This is a genomic window from Planotetraspora phitsanulokensis (assembly GCF_016863295.1).
GTDB lineage: Bacteria > Actinomycetota > Actinomycetes > Streptosporangiales > Streptosporangiaceae > Planotetraspora > Planotetraspora phitsanulokensis.
Map to the genome: position 1 here is coordinate 101,280 of NZ_BOOP01000028.1, position 17,056 is coordinate 118,335.

The 17,056-nt window shown below is 70.3% G+C and carries 16 protein-coding genes; 5 read left to right on the plus strand and 11 right to left on the minus strand.

Annotated features, from left to right (window positions below; all coding sequences use genetic code 11):
* Window positions 1-29: 29 nt before the first annotated feature.
* The 6 genes from ptsP to Pph01_RS28495 form a co-directional block, all read right to left on the minus strand.
* Window positions 30-1,763 carry a phosphoenolpyruvate--protein phosphotransferase gene (ptsP, locus tag Pph01_RS28470; protein ID WP_204076237.1) on the minus strand — a complete coding sequence of 578 codons (1,734 nt, stop codon included), beginning with the start codon at window positions 1,761-1,763 and terminating at the stop codon, window positions 30-32.
* 4 nt (window positions 1,764-1,767) lie between these two features.
* On the minus strand, window positions 1,768-2,025 hold the full coding sequence (locus Pph01_RS28475; RefSeq protein ID WP_204076238.1) for an HPr family phosphocarrier protein: 258 nt from the start codon (window positions 2,023-2,025) through the stop codon (window positions 1,768-1,770).
* 21 nt (window positions 2,026-2,046) lie between these two features.
* Complete coding sequence (locus tag Pph01_RS28480) at window positions 2,047-2,694, minus strand: HAD family hydrolase (RefSeq protein WP_204076239.1); 648 nt, start codon at window positions 2,692-2,694, stop codon at window positions 2,047-2,049.
* A complete protein-coding gene (locus tag Pph01_RS28485) occupies window positions 2,694-3,140 on the minus strand; it encodes a PTS sugar transporter subunit IIA (RefSeq protein ID WP_204076240.1) in 447 nt (148 codons plus the stop codon). The genes Pph01_RS28480 and Pph01_RS28485 overlap by 1 nt, the downstream gene beginning before the upstream one ends.
* 119 nt (window positions 3,141-3,259) lie before the next feature.
* Window positions 3,260-3,496, minus strand: coding sequence for a PTS sugar transporter subunit IIB (locus Pph01_RS28490; protein ID WP_203956973.1), 237 nt, complete (start codon window positions 3,494-3,496; stop codon window positions 3,260-3,262).
* A gap of 13 nt (window positions 3,497-3,509) precedes the next feature.
* A complete protein-coding gene (locus Pph01_RS28495; RefSeq protein ID WP_204076241.1) occupies window positions 3,510-4,544 on the minus strand; it encodes an SIS domain-containing protein in 1,035 nt (344 codons plus the stop codon).
* A gap of 125 nt (window positions 4,545-4,669) precedes the next feature.
* Here Pph01_RS28495 and Pph01_RS28500 point away from each other — a divergent pair, with 125 nt between their 5' ends.
* The 3 genes from Pph01_RS28500 (at window position 4,670) to Pph01_RS28510 (ending at window position 7,636) form a co-directional block, all read left to right on the plus strand.
* Window positions 4,670-5,437: a GntR family transcriptional regulator gene (locus tag Pph01_RS28500; RefSeq protein WP_204076242.1), complete on the plus strand. Its 768-nt coding sequence runs from the start codon at window positions 4,670-4,672 to the stop codon at window positions 5,435-5,437.
* Window positions 5,438-5,473: 36 nt separating this feature from the next.
* Window positions 5,474-6,808 (plus strand): PTS transporter subunit EIIC, encoded by a 1,335-nt coding sequence (locus Pph01_RS28505; protein WP_204076243.1) that lies wholly within the window; start codon window positions 5,474-5,476, stop codon window positions 6,806-6,808.
* A gap of 315 nt (window positions 6,809-7,123) precedes the next feature.
* Window positions 7,124-7,636 (plus strand): Rv3235 family protein, encoded by a 513-nt coding sequence (locus tag Pph01_RS28510; protein ID WP_204076244.1) that lies wholly within the window; start codon window positions 7,124-7,126, stop codon window positions 7,634-7,636.
* Window positions 7,637-7,719: 83 nt separating this feature from the next.
* On the opposite strand, the gene secA is transcribed toward Pph01_RS28510, so the two are convergent.
* Window positions 7,720-10,521, minus strand: a complete 2,802-nt coding sequence (gene secA, locus Pph01_RS28515) for a preprotein translocase subunit SecA (protein ID WP_204076245.1) — start codon at window positions 10,519-10,521, stop codon at window positions 7,720-7,722.
* Window positions 10,522-10,736: 215 nt separating this feature from the next.
* Here secA and Pph01_RS28520 point away from each other — a divergent pair, with 215 nt between their 5' ends.
* Window positions 10,737-11,000 (plus strand): HGxxPAAW family protein, encoded by a 264-nt coding sequence (locus tag Pph01_RS28520; RefSeq protein ID WP_204076246.1) that lies wholly within the window; start codon window positions 10,737-10,739, stop codon window positions 10,998-11,000.
* Between the two features lie 67 nt (window positions 11,001-11,067).
* Entirely contained in the window at window positions 11,068-12,309 is a 1,242-nt protein-coding gene (locus Pph01_RS28525; protein WP_239117080.1) for a winged helix-turn-helix domain-containing protein, read from the plus strand.
* Here the strand turns inward: Pph01_RS28525 and Pph01_RS28530 are convergent.
* The 4 genes from Pph01_RS28530 to Pph01_RS28545 form a co-directional block, all read right to left on the minus strand.
* Entirely contained in the window at window positions 12,302-13,003 is a 702-nt protein-coding gene (locus tag Pph01_RS28530; RefSeq protein ID WP_203885051.1) for a response regulator, read from the minus strand. The two genes, Pph01_RS28525 and Pph01_RS28530, sit on opposite strands and share 8 nt — an antisense overlap.
* A gap of 129 nt (window positions 13,004-13,132) precedes the next feature.
* Complete coding sequence (gene hpf, locus Pph01_RS28535; protein WP_204076247.1) at window positions 13,133-13,792, minus strand: ribosome hibernation-promoting factor, HPF/YfiA family; 660 nt, start codon at window positions 13,790-13,792, stop codon at window positions 13,133-13,135.
* A 628-nt stretch (window positions 13,793-14,420) separates the two neighbouring features.
* Window positions 14,421-15,209 carry a ComF family protein gene (locus tag Pph01_RS28540; RefSeq protein ID WP_239117081.1) on the minus strand — a complete coding sequence of 263 codons (789 nt, stop codon included), beginning with the start codon at window positions 15,207-15,209 and terminating at the stop codon, window positions 14,421-14,423.
* Between the two features lie 70 nt (window positions 15,210-15,279).
* Window positions 15,280-17,055, minus strand: a complete 1,776-nt coding sequence (locus tag Pph01_RS28545) for an LpqB family beta-propeller domain-containing protein (protein WP_204076248.1) — start codon at window positions 17,053-17,055, stop codon at window positions 15,280-15,282.
* Between the last annotated feature and the right edge of the window lies 1 nt (window position 17,056).

The window sequence follows — 17,056 nt, forward strand, 5'->3', positions numbered from 1 at the left end:
ACACGGAGGTCCCCGGCGTGGATCCCGGCTCACAACGCCAGGGAATCGAGCTCCGGAAGCCGCTCCCGGGCGGCGGTCCTGGCCTCCGCGGGCGACGTCGCCGCCCGGGCGGCCGCGGCGGCCTGCCGGCACTGCTCACGCGTGTGCCGTGCCAGGACGGCCCGCACCGGCGGCAGCGCGGGCGCCGCCATGGACAGGGACGTCACCCCCATGCCCACCAGCACGCAGGCGAGGACCGGGTCGGCCGCCGCCTCTCCGCAGACCCCGCATCCCTTGCCCGCGTCCGCGGCCGCCGACGCCGCCATGCCGATGAGGTCGAGCACGGCGGGATGCCATGGGTCCTGGAGCTCGGCCACCTCGCTGACCTGCCGGTCCGCGGCGAGCGCGTACTGCGTGAGGTCGTTGGTCCCGATCGAGAAGAAGTCGACCCTCTCGATCAGGTCGGCGGCCCTGATCGCCGCCGACGGCACCTCGATCATGATCCCCGCGTTCTCCAGCCCCGCCGTACGGCAGGCCTGGGCGAACCACGCGGCCTCCTCCGCGGTCGCCACCATCGGAGCCATGATCTCCACGGTGGCGGACGTGCCCGCGGCGGCGCGCGCGAGAGCGCCGAGTTGGTCGGTCATCACGTCCGGATACCGCCGGAACAGGCGGACGCCGCGCTCGCCGAGCGCCGGGTTGGGCTCCTCACCGTGCGGAGGCAGGAACGCCAGCGGCTTGTCGGCGCCGGCGTCGAGGGTCCTGACCACGACGCGTCCTCCGGGGAACGCGTCGAAGACGGCCCGGTACGCCTCCTCCTGCTCCTCGGGCGTGGGCGCCGCGTCGCGGTCCAGGAAGAGGAACTCGGTGCGGTAGAGGCCCACTCCCTCCGCGCCCGACGCCAGCGCGGCGTCGAGGTCGCGCGGGCCGCCGATGTTGGCGAGCAGGGGTACGGCATGGCCGTCCGCGGTGGCGCCGGGCCCGGTGACCGCCGACAGCACGGCCCGCCTGGCCTCGTCGGCGTTCCGCGCGGCCGCGACCTCGCCCTCGTCGGGCGAGAGCCGTACGCGCCCGGACGCGCCGTCGACGAGCACCGCCGTGCCCTGCGCGACGGCGGTCGCGCCGGCACAGCCGACGACCGCCGGCACGCCCATCGAGCGGGCGAGGATCGCGGTGTGACTCGTCGGGCCGCCCTGCTCGGTCACGAACGCGGCGACGACGTCCTTGGACAGCAGGGCCGTGTCCGCGGGGGCGAGGTCCTTGGCGATCAGCACGAACGGCTTGGCGGCGCTGGTGGGGACGCCGGGCAGCGGAAGACCGGTGAGCAGGGCGATCGCCCGGTCGCGGATGTCGTCGAGGTCGGCGACCCGCTCGCCGAGGTATCCGCCCGCCGCCGACAACAGTTCCCTGTACTTCCCGAAGGCCTCGAAGACGGCCCGGGGAGCGGCGACGCCCTCGGCGATCAGGCTGCCCACCTCTTCGGCGAGCCCGGGGTCGCGGGCCATCATGGCCTGCGCGCCGAGCACCTCCTCGGCCTCGCCGCCCGCCCGGGCGCCTCTGGACTCCAGGTCGGCGGCCACGTCGTCCAGCGCCTGTTCGGCCCGGCCCCGCTCGGCCTGCGCGTCGCCGTCGTGCCGCGATCCCGGCGCGGGCTCGGGGATGTCTCCGATCACGAGGTACGCGGGGCCGTACCCGGAGCCCGGGCTGACGCCCGTACCCGTGAGCAGCCGGGGAGCCTGCTCCTGGGACTCCGAGAGGGGGTGCCCCGTCTCGCGCCGGTCCATGGGGTCAGGAGGCCGCGGCGATCTCGGCGAGCCGGTCGAGCACCTCGTCGGCGCCCTCCCCCTCCGCCGAGATGACGATGGACTCGCCCTGCCTGACGTCCAGCGCCAGGACGGACAGGATGCTCTTCGCGCTCACCGGGGTGCCCCCCGCCTTCGCCACGGTCACATCGAACGGCGCCTTCGCCGCGGTCTGCACGAACGTCGCCGCGGGGCGGGCGTGCAGCCCCACCTCGGACTCCACGCTGACCTTACGCTCAGCCACGATCTCCTCCTTCAAACGAACCTAATAACGCGGTCTAGACCAGCCTATTCCTGTCAAGGGCCAATCAATACCCGACAGATCGCTGATTACCAGATCCGCGTGCGACAGTTCATCGGGACGGTGTGTGGTGGCCACCCCGACGCATGCCATGCCGGCCGCCTGCGCGGCGGCGATCCCCGCCAGCGAGTCCTCGAACGCGACGCACTCGCCGGGCTTGACGTCGAGGCGGAAGGCGGCCTCCAGGTAACCGGAGGGGTCCGGCTTGCCCACCACGACGTCCTCGGCGGACACGATGGTCTGGACCAGGTCGGCGACCCCCACCTGAGCGAGCCGCTCCCGCGCCCACGCTCGGCCCGCCGACGTGACGAGTCCGATCGCCGAGCCGTGGGCGGCCACCCGGCGCACCAGTTCCGCGGCTCCGGGGACGGGAACGACGTCCGGCAGGCCCTGATGGTCGTGATAGGAGTGCACCTCGTCCAGCAGGGCGCGGACGTCTCCGTCAGGGAAGAAGTCGGGCAGCACGTCGGCGCCCCTGCGGCCCATGAACCGCCGCAGCAGCACGTGGTCGTGTTCCACACCGTGGTTGTCCAGCAACATCGCCCACATGGCGAGGCTGCGGCGCTCGGTGTTGATCAGCGTGCCGTCCAGATCGAACAGGGCCGCCCGCATCACGACCACTGGAAGAGCTCGTCGCCGGCCTCGACTCTGCCGGAGGCCACCTCGGTGATCGACTCGGCTGCGGCGTCCAGCGCCACGACGGGGCAGACGGGTGAGCGCCCGCCCGCCTCGACCACGGCCGGGTTCCAGCTCACGACGGGCTGCCCCGCCTCGACGTGGTCGCCTTCGGCGGCGAGCAGACGGAAGCCCTCGCCCTTGAGCTGCACCGTGTCAATGCCGAGATGGACGAGGACTCCTCGGCCGTCCGCGCCGACCACCACGTAGGCGTGCGGGTGCAGCTTGACGATCGTGCCGGTGATCGGGGCCACGGCCTGGCCGGGTGCCCGCTCGGGATCGATCGCGGTCCCCGGCCCCACCATGGCCTGGGAGAACACCGGGTCGGGGACGGCGGCCAGACCGATGGCCGAGCCCGGCATCGGCGCGAGAACAGTCGTCAAGGTGAAGCGCCCTTCCTCCGGCGCGCGACGCCCGGCCCGCCATGAGCCCGATCGCCGCGACGCGGGGCCCGCGCCCGCGCGAGCCCGGCGATCAGCCCGGGCTCGCGCGTACGGCGGACTCAGCCGATGATGTCCTCGATGTCGCTGGCGATGGTGTCGGCCTCGGGGCCCACCACGACCTGAACGACGTTGCCCGCGGCCATCACGCCGTGCGCGCCGGCCGCCTTGAGGGCCGCCTGGTCGACCTTGGAGGCGTCATGCACCTCGGTGCGCAGCCGCGTGATGCACGGCTCGATCTCGATGATGTTGTCGGCGCCACCGAGTCCGGCGACGATCGCCTCGGCGTCTGCGGCCATGGGGGTTCTCCGTTCAGTCGGTCTGGGTGACCTTGTTCAGACCACGGGGTGCGTCCGGGTCGATACCGAGCCTGCGCGCAAGCGCCTCGGTCAGCAACTGTCCCGGAACGATGAGTCCCATCGGGGCCACCCATTCCGGCAGATCGGGGCCGTTCAACGCGGCCGTGGACGCGGCGGCCAGCGCGGTGCCGCCGCCGACGCCGAAGGCCGAAGCGCCCGCGCCGGTGACGCGCTCGGCGAGGGCGACCGTGCCCGCGAGCGTCGGGCCCTCGCCCGCCGCCACCAGGATCGCCGGGGTGTCCTCGTCGACGACCGCGATCGGGCCGTGCAGCAGGTCGGCGTAGGAAAGGCCCATGGCGTGCAGGTAGCACGCCTCCTTGAGCTTGAGGGCGAGCTCCAGCGCCGTCGAGAAGGCCAGGCCACGTCCGGAGACGACCACTCCGGGCTTGTCGGCGAGCCCGTCGACGAGCGCCTGCAGGTCACCGGGGTCGGAGATCAGCTTCTCGACCGCGTCGGGCACCCGCCGCAGGTCACCGGGGTCGACGTCGGCGCCGAGGCCCAGGGCCAGCACGGCCAGGGCGGCGAGCTGGGTGGTGTAGGTCTTGGTGGCGGGAACCGCCTTCTCCTCACCGGCCAGCGTGCACAGCGCGAGATCGGCGACCTGGGCCAGCGGCGAGTCCTCGCCGCCGTTGGTGACGGCGACGGTCTTCGCCCCGCACGCCTTGGCCCACTCCATGGTCTCGACGATCTCCTCGGTGCGTCCCGACTGGGACAGCCCGACGGCCAGCACGCCCTCGAGATCGAGCTTGCGGCGGTAGGTCGTGGCGATGGAGGGAGCGCCCAGGGCCGACAGCCGTCCCGCCCGGGCCTCGATCAGGTACCGGCCGTACACCGCGGCGTTGTCCGAGGTGCCGCGTGCGACGAACAGCGTCTGACGGGTGTCTCGCGCCAGCGCCCGGATCTCGTCGGTCCGGGGCAGCAGGGCGTCGATCGTCGCCCTCAACGCCGCCGGCTGCTCGGCGATCTCGCTGCGCATCTTCGTCGTCATCCGGTGCTCATCCTCGTTGGCGAATGGGGGCCGTTATCGATCCGACGCCGGCCCGTTCATTGACACATATTTCCGGCCTATGGTCTAGTCCGGACTAGACCAGTAAGAACCTTAACTTATTTCACATGATCAGAACGAGAGGGGAGGGATCAGTGGCGCAGATCGATCCGGACAGCCCGGTGCCGAAGTACTTCCAGTTGAGGGAGATCGTGCTCGACCTCATCGAAAGCAACGAGCTGCCGATCGGCGCGGCGATCCCCTCAGAGCGAGAGCTCTGCCAGCGCTTCGGCCTGTCCCGTATGACAGTACGGCAGGCCGTGGACCACCTGGTGTCGGAGGGACGCCTGCACCGGGTTCCCGGCAAGGGCACGTTCGTCGCACGCCCGAAGATCGAACTCGCACTCCAACTCACGTCCTTCAGCGATGACATGCGGGCACGCGGCATGGAGCCGGGATCCCGCGACCTGGACCGGCGTGTGGTCCGGGCCAGCGCGCATCTGGCACGGGAACTCGGCATACAACCGGGAGACCCCGTGCACTTCATCGAGCGGTTGCGCACGGCGGACGGGGAACCGCTGAGCATCGAGCGCGCCCACATCCCGGTCGTGCTCGCACCCGATCTCGATGACTATGACCTGTCCGGCCGATCCCTGTACGCCCTGCTCGAGTCCCGCTACGGGCTCGTGCTGGACGCCGGGGAGCTCACCATCGACGGCGGAATCGCCGATCCGAGTGACGCCGACCTGCTCAAACTGCCCCGCGGGGGGGCCGTGCTGCTTCTGCAGCGCCGGTCCTACGCCGGCGGGGTCTGCGCCGAACTCGGGGTCTCCACCTACCGTGCCGACCGCTACCAGCTCCGGACTCTCCTCGAGATCCCCACCCGACGCTCTTAGCGGTCTCCTCCCGCACCCCCACTCCTGGAGGACACCATGTCATCCTCGTCCGCAGACGCGGGTCTGCCCGCTGCTCCAGCGCGCCAGTCCGCCGTGATGGCCGTACTGTCCCGCATCGGCCGCTCGCTCATGCTCCCGATCGCGGCGCTTCCCGCCGCGGCCATCCTGCTCCGCATCGGACAGGACGACCTGCTCGGCCGTACGGACAACGCGACGCTCGACAAGATCGCCCAGATGGTGGGCGGCGCCGGCGGCGCGCTCTTCGACGCCCTGCCGCTGCTGTTCGCGGTCGGTGTGGCGGTCGGCTTCGCCCGGCGCTCCGACGGCTCGACGGCGCTGGCCGCCGTGGTCGGCTACCTCGTCTGGGACCGGGTCACGCACCTGATGTTCTTCGACGCCTCGGCCGACTCCGCGGTCCACACGAAGGTGGTCCAGAGCGTCGTCGGAGCGGACGGCAAGCCCACCGAGGCCCTCAACCTCGCCTCGGCCAACCCCACCGGGGTGCTGGGCGGCATCCTCATCGGCCTCACGGCGGCGATCCTGTGGCAGCGGTACTACCGCATCAAACTGCCGGCCTGGCTCGCCTTCTTCGGCGGCCGGCGATTCGTGCCGATCATCACCGCTCTCGCCGCGCTCATCCTCGCCGTCATCTTCGGCCTGGTCTGGCAGCCCATCGGTCAGGGTCTCAGCAGCTTCGGTGAGTGGCTGGCCGACAACTCCACCGTCGGCGCCGGCATCTACGGCGTGGTCAACCGGGCGCTGATCCCCTTCGGCCTGCACCACTTCGTCAACTCGATCGTCTGGTTCACCGTGCCCGAGTGCACCGTGGGCGCCACCCAGGCCGCGGGCGACCTTAACTGCTACTTCGCCGGCCAGGACGGCGCGGGCGCGTTCATGGCGGGCTTCTTCCCGGTCATGATGTTCGGCCTCCCGGCGGCGGCGCTGGCCATCTGGCGCACCGCCCTCCCCCACCGCCGCGCGGCGGTCGGCGGCATCATGATCTCGGCGGCGCTGATCTCCTTCGTCACCGGCATCACCGAGCCGATCGAGTTCGCGTTCATCTTCGTGGCCCCCATCCTGTTCGTCGCGCACGCCCTGCTCACCGGCATCTCGATGGCGGTGGTCGCGGCGCTCGACGGCCGGCTGGGCTTCGGCTTCTCCGCGGGCGCCATCGACGCCGGGCTCAACGCGACGAAGGACAACACGCACAACTTCATTCTGATCATGGTGATCGGCATCATCTACTTCTTCGTCTACTACGGGGTCTTCACCTTCCTGATCAAGAAGATGAACCTCAAGACCCCCGGCCGCGAGCCGGAGCCCGACGTGGACGCGGGTGAGACCGCCGAGACCACCCCCAGCCGCGCCTGATCCACCCTCACAGACCCCCGCGTCATCCTCCCAGACGCGTATCGGGGAAGGGGCGCCCGGTGATCCCGGGCGCCCCTTGCGCTTTTCCGGAGCCGATCCTGTGCCCGCGGCACCGTTCCGGCCGGTGGGAAACATCCCGCCCTTGGGTCCGTAACGGCCGGGACGCGCCCGCCGCAGGATCCAACCCGCGGGAATCTTCTCCAGCGAAGGCCCCCATAACGACCTCTTGATCGGCAAAGTTGGCGGCCGTTGTATCAGCCCGCCGGACCGGAACCTCTATTAGGGGTCAGGTCAGACGACGACAAGGGAGTCCCGATGCGCAAGCCGATCCCCCTGCCGAGGCTCGCCTCCGTCCCCCCGGCGGACCCTCCGTACGACGACGAGCGCGGCCCGTACGCGGGCCCCGCCACGTACGGCTCGCTGGCCCTGGCGCGAGAGCCCGCGGAGCCCCGTGACACCCGTGATCCCGGAGAGGGGACGTCCGGTCCCCGCGGCGCGCTCATCCTCTCCCCGAGGGGATCCGTCCCGGACGAACGGCGGCTGCGCGGCCTGGGACAGGCGATGGCCGAGATCCTCGCCGGTCGCCGGCCGCCTGAGTCGGTCCAGAACCGGCTGTCGGAGCGGGCCTACCGCGGGCTGGTCCGGGCCGGGAAGATGATCGACACCCAGCGGCCGCCGATGGTGGGGTTGCCCCACGTCCAGCAGCCCGTCGAGGGCGTCGTCGAGATGTGCGTGCTCGTCCATTGCGGCGACCGCAGCCGCGTGCTGGCCCTGCGTCTCGAGCGCTTCGGCGTGCAGTGGCTGGTCACCGACTTCGAGACCGCTTGAAGCCTCCCCCGGACGCCGTGAAGGGCGCCCGGAGACGGCGAACCCCCGCCGGGACCGGCCCGGCGGGGGTTCGGCGCACTACGTCACGCCTGGGCGTTGCGAGGATCGCCGTGGCACCGCTTGAACTTCTTGCCCGAGCCACACGGGCAGGGCGCGTTGCGCTCGACGTTGCCGTACGCGGCGCGCTGCTCCGGTGTGGAGCGGACGCGGCTGACCTCGACCTCGCCGCTCTCCCCCGGTGCGGAGTAGACCATCTCCGCGGGCCGGGCGGGCCCGCGCAGCGCCTGGGCGATGATGGCGCCGGCCTCGGCGACCGCCACGTCCTCCTCGGCGTTCTCCTCCACGATCGGGTTCGACTGGACCTGCACCTCGAGGTTGTACAGGAAGCCGACCGACTCCTCCTTGATGCCGTCGAGCATCGCGGAGAACATCTCGAAGCCCTCACGCTGGTACTCGATCAGCGGGTCCTTCTGGGCATAGGCGCGCATGCCGATGCCCTCCTGGAGGTAGTCCATCTCGTAGAGGTGCTCACGCCACTTGCGGTCGAGCACGTGCAGGATGATCTGCCGCTCCAGGTCGCGCAGCGGCTGGGAGCCGATCTCCTCCTCGCGCCGGTCGTAGGCCGTGAGCGCGTCCTCCTTGACCTTCTCCGCGATCAGGTCGGCGCCGACGTCCTCGCGGGCGCCGCCCGCCTCCTCGACGAGCTGGTCGACGGTCACCGAGATCGGGTAGAGCCTCCTGAAGGCCTCCCACAACTTGTCGAGGTCCCACTCCTCGGCGAAGCCCTCGCCGGTCGCGCCCTTGACGTAGTCGTCGACCACGTCGGTGACGAACGTGCGCATCTGGTCGTGGAGGTCGGCCCCCTCCAGCACGCGGAGACGCTCGCCGTAGATCACCTTGCGCTGGCGGTTCATCACCTCGTCGTACTTGAGGAGGTTCTTGCGGATCTCGAAGTTCTGCTGCTCGACCTGGTGCTGGGCGGAGGCGATGGCCTTCGACACGATGCCGGACTCGATCGGCACGTCGTCCGGGATGTTGAGCCGCGTCATGATCATCTCGACCCTGGCCGAGTTGAACAGGCGCATCAGGTCGTCCTCGAGGGACAGGTAGAACCGGGACTCGCCCGGGTCGCCCTGACGGCCGGAACGACCGCGCAGCTGGTTGTCGATGCGGCGCGACTCGTGCCGCTCGGTGCCCAGGACGTAGAGGCCGCCGGCGGAGACGACCTCCTCGTGCTCGGCCTTGACGTCGTCCTTGGCCTTCTCGAGGGCCTCGGGCCAGGCCTTCTCGTACTCCTCCGGAGTCTCCGACGGCGACAGACCGCGCTGCTGCAACTCGAGGTCGGCGCGGAACTCGGGGTTGCCGCCGAGCATGATGTCGGTGCCACGGCCGGCCATGTTGGTGGCCACCGTCACCGCGTGCTTGCGGCCCGCCTCGGCGATGATCGCGGCCTCACGCGCGTGGTTCTTCGCGTTCAGCACCTCGTGCGGCACGCCCTGGCGCTTGAGCATCCGGGAGAGCTTCTCGGACTTCTCCACGCTCGTCGTGCCGACCAGGACCGGCTGACCGTTGTCGTACCGCTCCTTGATGTCGTCGACGCAGGCCTGGAACTTGGCGTCCTCGGTCTTGTAGACCACGTCCGCCTGGTCCTTGCGGATCATCGGGCGGTTGGTCGGGATCGGGACGACGCCCAGCTTGTACGTCTGGTGGAACTCGTTGGCCTCGGTCGCCGCCGTACCGGTCATGCCGGCGAGCTTGGAGTAGAGGCGGAAGTAGTTCTGCAGCGTGATCGTGGCGAGAGTCTGGTTCTCGTCCTTGATGTGCACGCCTTCCTTGGCCTCGATGGCCTGGTGCATGCCCTCGTTGTACCGGCGGCCGTGCAGCACGCGCCCGGTGAACTCGTCGACGATCAGTACCTCGCCGTCGACGACGATGTAGTCCTTGTCCTTCTTGAACAGCTCCTTCGCCTTGATGGCGTTGTTGAGGAACTGCACGAGGTGGGTGTGCTCGGGCTTGTACAGGTTGTCGATGCCGAGGACGTCCTCGACGCGGTCGACGCCGGACTCGAGGACGCCGACCGTGCGCTTCTTCTCGTCGACGACGTAGTCGCCGGTGCCCTCCTCGCCGTCCTTGCCCTCGGCGCCGCGGCGCAGTCTCGGGACGATCTTGGCGAACTCGGTGTACCACTTGCCCGACTGCTCGCCGGGGCCCGAGATGATCAGCGGGGTCCGCGCCTCGTCGATGAGGATGGAGTCGACCTCGTCCACGACCGCGTAGTTGTGACCGCGCTGGACGCACTCCTCCTGCTGCTGGGCCATGTTGTCGCGAAGGTAGTCGAAGCCGAACTCGTTGTTCGTGCCGTAGGTGATGTCCGCGTTGTACTGCCTGCGCCGCTCGTCGGGAGCCATGTTGGCGAGGATCACGCCGACCTCGAGGCCCAGGAAGCGGTGGATGCGGCCCATGGTGTCCGCGTCGCGCTTGGCCAGGTAGTCGTTGACCGTGATGACGTGGACGCCCTTGCCGGACAGGGCGTTCAGGTAGGCCGGCAACGTACAGGTGAGGGTCTTGCCCTCACCGGTGCGCATCTCGGCGATGTTGCCGAGATGCAGGTTGGCGCCGCCCATGATCTGCACATCGAAGTGCCGCTGGCCGAGAACCCGGCGGGCGGCCTCGCGCACCGTGGCGAAGGCCTCCGGCATCAGGTCGTCGAGCGACTCCCCCTCGGCGTGACGCTGCTTGTACTCGTCGGTGAGCGCGCGCAGCTCGGCGTCCGACATACTCTTGAAGTCGTCTTCGATCGAGTTGACCTGCTCGGCGATGCGCTTGAGCTTACGCAGAGTCTTGCCTTCGCCCGCGCGAAGGATCTTGTCAAGAATTGCAGGCACTTTCGTGAGCTCCTCGCAGGTCCACCCCGGCGGGTCGGCCGGGGTCTGAGGACGAGATACTTCCCCGCTGCCATCGTAGGCGGTTCCATCACCAGACACAGCCACCGGCAACCGGACGGAGCGGCGCGTCCCCGGTCGCTTGTTCTCAACGGGAAAACGGCGTCCCAGGTTCCCCCAGTGTGCGGACCGAGACGTTCATCAGGTAGAAATCGGGTATGGCAGAGAGCGCACATCAAGGCAGCCACGGCGGAAGCGCCAAGTCCTGGCTGGCGGTCACCGTGATTTTGATCGGCTTCACGGTGGGCGGGGTCGCCCTCACCATCGGGCCCGACTGGTTCCTCTTCTGGGTCGGTGTGGGAGTCGTCGCGATCGGCGGCCTGCTCGCCCTGGCGTTCGACATCTTCTCCGACGTGATCGTCGACGCCCCGCGCGACATGCCGTCTCTGGAGCACCACTCGCCCTTCGAGCAGCGGCACTGATCATCCGTTTCCAGCGGCGGAAACCGCTGTAAGCGTTTTGTCGGTCACGCCGTCTAGCATCTGCGGTGTGACCGACCTGACCGCCGACGAGGCCCGCCGCATCATCCTGCGCGCCCAGGGGTTCCTCGGCGCCGGCTCGCGGACAGGCGGCGTGCCCGCCATGCTCCGCCGGGTGGGCGCCGTCCAGCTCGACACCATCTCCGTGCTCGCCCGTTCGCACGAGCTGATCGCCTACGCGAGGCTCGGGGCCGTCGGCCGGGCCGCCGTCGAGCGCGCCTACTGGCGCGATCCGGCGCGCGCCTTCGAGTACTGGTGCCACGCCGCCTGCATCCTCCCGCTGGAGGACTGGCCCCTGTACGGCTTCCGCCGCCGGGCCTACCGCGATCGCCGGTACCGCTGGCACGAGGTGCCGCCCATCGTGGACAAGCTCCTCGAGCAGGTCCGCGCCGACGGTCCGCTCATGACCGGCGACATCGGCGGCGCCCGGGTCGACCTCGGCGCCTCCGGCACGACAGAGCCGGCCGGATGGTGGGACTGGTCCGACTCGAAGATCGCCATTGAGTTCCTCCTCGACATCGGCGAGGTCGTCTGCACCAGGCGGATCGGCTGGCGGCGGGTCTACGACCTGGCCGAGCGGGTGATCCCCGAGCAGCTCCTGGCCGACGACCTTCCCGACGCCGAGGGCGTCACGGGTCTCACCTCGGTGGCCGGGCGCGCCCTCGGCGTGGCGACCCGGGCCGACCTGGTCGACTTCACCCGGGTGAAGGGCAAGTACGCCGCGCTGCTGGACGACGCCCTCCTGAGCGGGGCCGCCGGTCTGGTGCCGGTGCACGTCGCCGGGTGGCCGTCACCGCGGGCCAGGCGTGGCGAGAGCGCCTCCTCCGCGCCGAACGCGTGGGCCGACCCGGCCGCCCTGGAGTCGGAGCCCCGCGGCCGCCACCGCACGACGCTGCTGTCCCCCTTCGACTCGCTGATCTGGGAGCGGGCGCGCGCAGAGCGGATCTTCGGGCTGAACCACCGCCTGGAGGCCTACGTGCCGAAGGACAAGCGGATCCACGGCTACTTCGCGATGCCGGTGCTCGCCGGCGGGCGGATCATCGGCCGGGTCGACCCGGCACGGGAGGGGGCGACCCTGATCGCCCGTCAGGTCGGATTCGAACCGGGCAACGGCGGCCCGGCCAAGGTGGCCGCCGCGATGAGCGACGCCCTCTGGGAGGCGGCGAGCTGGGTGGGCTGCACGGACGTCCGAGTGGAGCGGGTGACCTCACCCGCGCTCGAAGGGCCCCTGCGCGCCGAGCTCGCTAGGTGATCTCCAGAAGACGCTCGCGCACGGCGTAGACGACCGCCTCCATGCGGGAGTGGAGCTGGAGCTTCTCGAGGATGTTGCGGACGTGGTTCTTCACCGTGTTCTCGGAGATGAACAGGTCCTTGGCGATCTCCCGGTTGTTCATGCCCTTGGCGACCAGCCTGAGGACCTCCATCTCCCGGTCGGTCAGCCGGGGCACCGGCAGCTGCGGCGGCCGCTCCGCCTCCTTGCGGCTCATGTTGGCGAACTCGCTGATCAGCTTGGCGGCCATCGCCGGGTTGATGAGCGACTGACCCTCGTGCACGCCGCGCACGGCGTCGGGCACCTCGTCGATCTGCACATCCTTGAGCAGGTAGCCGGTCGCGCCCGCCTTGATCGCCTCGAAGAGGTCCTCCTCCTCGTCGCTGACCGTGAGCATGATGATCCGAGTGCTCGGCACAGACTCCTTGATGCTCCTGGTCGCCCCGATCCCGTCCTGCCGCGGCATCCGGACGTCCATCAGGACGACGTCCGGCAGAAGGCGGTCGGCCAGGCCGACCGCCTCCTGCCCGTCGCTCGCCTCGCCGACCACCTCGATGTCCGGCTCCGCGGCCAGTGCCAGTTCCAGGCTGCGGCGGATCAGCGCATGATCATCGACGATCATCACGCGGATCGGCTCACGACCGGATGCTCGGGCCGCCTCGTCGGGTCGGGTCACGGAACCTCCTTGCGGGGGCCAAGGACGCTGGATCGCCATCATTACACGGGTTTCGCGCTCAGTGCTGATCTTCGTCATGCCGATTGCGCAGATCCGTGGATTCCGCACGGGTGGTCTACGGGGGGACGGCTAGCTCTCGATGAGCCTCAGCACACCGTAGTCGTAGCCTCGCCGCCGGTAGACGACGCTGGGCTGGCCGCCTTCCTTGTCGCGGAACAGATAGAAGTCATGACCGACGAGCTCCATCTCCAGGAGCGCCTGCTCGATCGTCATGGGATCGGCCTCGTGGAACTTCTCACGGACGACGAGCGGACCGTCACCGTCCATCTCGATGGGAACGACGGCCTCGGCGGGGCTGCGCCGTTCCTGGGCGAACTCGACCGCGGTCGCCGGCGCCGTACGCCCGGTCGCCTCGATCGTCTCCATTCCGCCCTCGCCCATGAAGGCCGTGATCTCGGCCACGGACGGCGGGCAGCTCTTGCCATGGTGGATCTTGCGCCGGTCCCCGAGCCTGCGCAGGCGCTCGACCAGCTTCCCCAGCGCGATGTCGAGTGCGGCGAATCGATCGTCCGCCGCCGCTTCCGCGCGGATGGCGGGACCACGCGAGTGGATCGTCAGCTCCACCCGTTCTCTTTGGCCGCTCACGCGGTTGCCGGCCTCCTTGGAGACCTCGACGTCCACGCGAATGAGCTTGTTGTTCAGTCGCTCGATCCTGGCCAGCTTGGTAGTCGCATGATCGCGGAATCGGTCACTCACTCCGGTGTGCCGTCCCTTGACGATGATGTCCACACAAAGCCCCCCTTCGCATATCGACTGTGGTTCTTGCGGCACCCGCCCGTCCGACCTGGTCTTCGTCCCCACATCCGCCTGCTGAGGGGTTCGCAGCTCAGTCGCCACTACTGCCCTTCTCTCCTTGCGGGGGACATCTGGACCCCCGGGAAGGCAGGACTTACCTCTAAGCCGCACCGTGATCGGTCGACCAAGAGTCGCCTTACGTGGACCGTTTTGCCTGCGGCTGGCATCGGCTAGCCAGGCCGATCCCCCGAAGGAGAGAGGCCCGGTGCAACCACGGACCCGGACGGGTGCCATGTCTGCACGCTAGTCCTTGCGGGGCCGAATGTCAGCCAGGAGATCCGCCAAACGATCACCGTCTGTGATGTTGTAACGGTCCCCCACTCCGCCGAAGATGATCACCCGACGATGGAATCCCCGCGCGCGGCGCGCTCCTTCCTCCTGGTGAGCTGGCTGGATCTCGAAAGAAGGTCACACAGGTGTGGCCAGGTGGTCAGCATGAGAATTGGCCAACCTTTACTCTCCGTTACAAAGAGAGACTTGACGATCCCGGCGTGTCGCCGTTCGACCCCGCCGTCGGCTCGTCGCCGGATGCGGTGCAAGCGCGGCCGCCCGACGGGGCGCGTCAACGCCGCGGCGCCGCCGTACGAGCGGCTCCCGGCGGGGCGGACCAACCCGGTCGCGCCGCCGTACGAGCGGTTCCCGGCGGGAGCCCGCCGGCCTGTGGGTAGATCGCCGACCGGCGGGGCGTCGCGGCGACCGTGATCGCCAGAGCGGAGGGAACCCCGGCGGCCCCGAGCGCCCGCGCGGCCTCTGCCAGTGTGGCGCCCGTCGTGACGACGTCGTCGACCAGCACGACGCGAGCGTGCCCGATCAGGCCGGAGCCCCCGTCCGCGACGCCGTAGGCTCCCGACAGATTCCGGGCACGCTGGGCGGAGCCGAGCCCCGCCTGATCGGCCACCCGCCTCTCCTGCCGCAGCACCGGCGCGGAGGTCGCCTGGATCCCCTGTTCGCGGAGCCGGACCGCGGCCGCCGAGGCGAGCGCCCTCACCGGGTCGTGCCCGCGCCTGCGTGAGGCCGCACGCGCGCTCGGGACCGGCACCAGCACCAACGGGCCCCTCCGGCCGCCGAGGGCCTCCAGGGCCGCTACGGCCACGGCGGCGAGGCTCGCCCCGAGCACGTGGGCGAGAGCCGTACGGCCGCGCTCCTTGTAGGCGAGCACCATGCGCCGGGCCGCGCCGTCGTAGCCCGTCGCCGACCAGCACTCCGGCAGCCCGGGCGGCGCCGGCGAGGGAGGGCGGGACGCGGGCGCCCTGACCAGCTCAGCGGCGCACGAACGGCACGCCATGGATCCCGGCTCGCCGCAGCCGGCGCAGCGAGCAGGAAGGATCAGGTCGAGGAGCGCCGCGAGCACGGGGCAACCCTGCCAGCCGCCACCGACAACCAGCGGGCGGCCTCACCCCGGCCGGCCTCACCGGGCCCACTCAGCCGAGAGGGTAGACCGGGTTGGCTGCGCCGTCCTTCGCGATGGCGATCCACGCCTTCTTGTCGACGTTGTAGGTGCGCACCTCGCCGTCGGAGTCGGCGAGCACGTGGTCGGGCGGCGCGCCGACGATAGACCCGATCGCGGCCTGCGCGTCCAGCTTGATCGCGGCGTCGGGGACCTCCATCCCCTCCATGACCGACCATGTGGACAACTCCTGGCCGGCGTTCCCCTTGGAGAGCACGAGGAGGCTGGCCGCGTCCTGCCAGGCGATGTCCACGATGTCCTGGCCGGTGCGCGGGTCGAGCCGCTGGACGTTGGTGATCGCGGCGTCCTCTCCGGTCCTGACGATCGTCCCGATCTCGACCGCCTGACCCGCGCCGTCCTCGGTGATCATCGCCACCCGGGCCCCGTCACGGGACACCCGGAGCGCGAGGACGCGGCTGTCCTCCAGGTCCTTGCCGATGTTCACGCGACGGGCCTGGCCCGCCAGCGCCCGCCAGACCCGCGTCTCGTGGTCGCCGACCCGCTCCGCCGTCCATACGGCGCCGTAACGATCCCACGAAGGCGGAGTCAGGTTCTTGGTCCTGCCCGCGATCCATCGTTGCCACTGGCCGTCGAGCACGGTGGTCGTCACCCAGACCCCCTCGTCGCCGACGAGCGCGGCGACCCGGGGCGAGGGCTCGCCGGAGATCGCGGGGTCGGAGAACTTCGCGTCCGCGGTGCCCGCGGCACCGTACACGAGCTCGCCGCCCTTCTCGCCCTTCGCCCGATACAGCTTCCCGTCCTGCATGTAGTACGACTGCGGCTGGGAGGGCAGCACGTTGGGATCGAACTGCGAGTAGTCCCGGGGGTTGAAGCGCAGACCCGTCCCCCCCCGGAAGGCCTCCCCGTCGACCCGGATCTCGACGGTCCTGCCCGTCACCAGGTCGCCCAGTGTCCAGGAGAGCTGCGCCTTCATCGCGTCGATGCGGTCGGCGGCGACCGACTCCACCGGGGAGGTGAAGTCGACCACGACCGTGTCGCCCTCCACGGTGATCTGGTTGAGATCGGTCCCGTCGGGGAAGGCGGTGCTGACCGAGTTCCTGATCGACGCCGTGGGGCCGGCGAGCAGCCTGCGGACCACCGTCTCCGGCACCCCGGTGCTGGGGTTGATCGGCACCCACACGCGGTCGACGACCAGGCCCTCCGAGTGGGTGGCCGGCGGGTAGTAGAGGTCGACCTGCCGGTAGTCCCGCTTGAGGTCGTCGGTCGACAGCAGGCGGGCGTCGGGCGGGGCGTCGATACGCCACTGCGCGCCGTCCCCCCGGGCCAGGGTGAACTGCTGAGCCACCGACCCCGAGGCCGGCGTGTAGCGCCCCTCGGAGTCGATGGTCGCGACCGCCGTGCCCTTGAGGGTGACCGTGGTGTCCTTGGCGTCCTGGAGGTTCTGGCCCGAAGGTCCCTCGGGCACGAGCTTGCTCTCGAAGACCGTCGTCTGCCGCCAGGGGTCCCACTTCCGCGCCGCCGTCTCGGTGAGGTACTGCCGCGCGACGGCGAGCGTCGGATCGTCGAAGCTGGCCATCGCGGCCTGGAAGCCCTTGACGATCTCCTCCGGCGAAGCGTCCTTCAGCGGCGGCGTCGCGATCATACGGACATACGGCTGGTTGAGCGTGTCCCTGCTGTTGTCCTCCTCCGCCGCGCGCGGGCTGCCTGTCGTGGGCACGACGGCGCACGCGCCGGCCATGGCCACCAGGGCGAGCGTCATCGCCGCGAAGACCGCGGCGCGGCCGGCCACG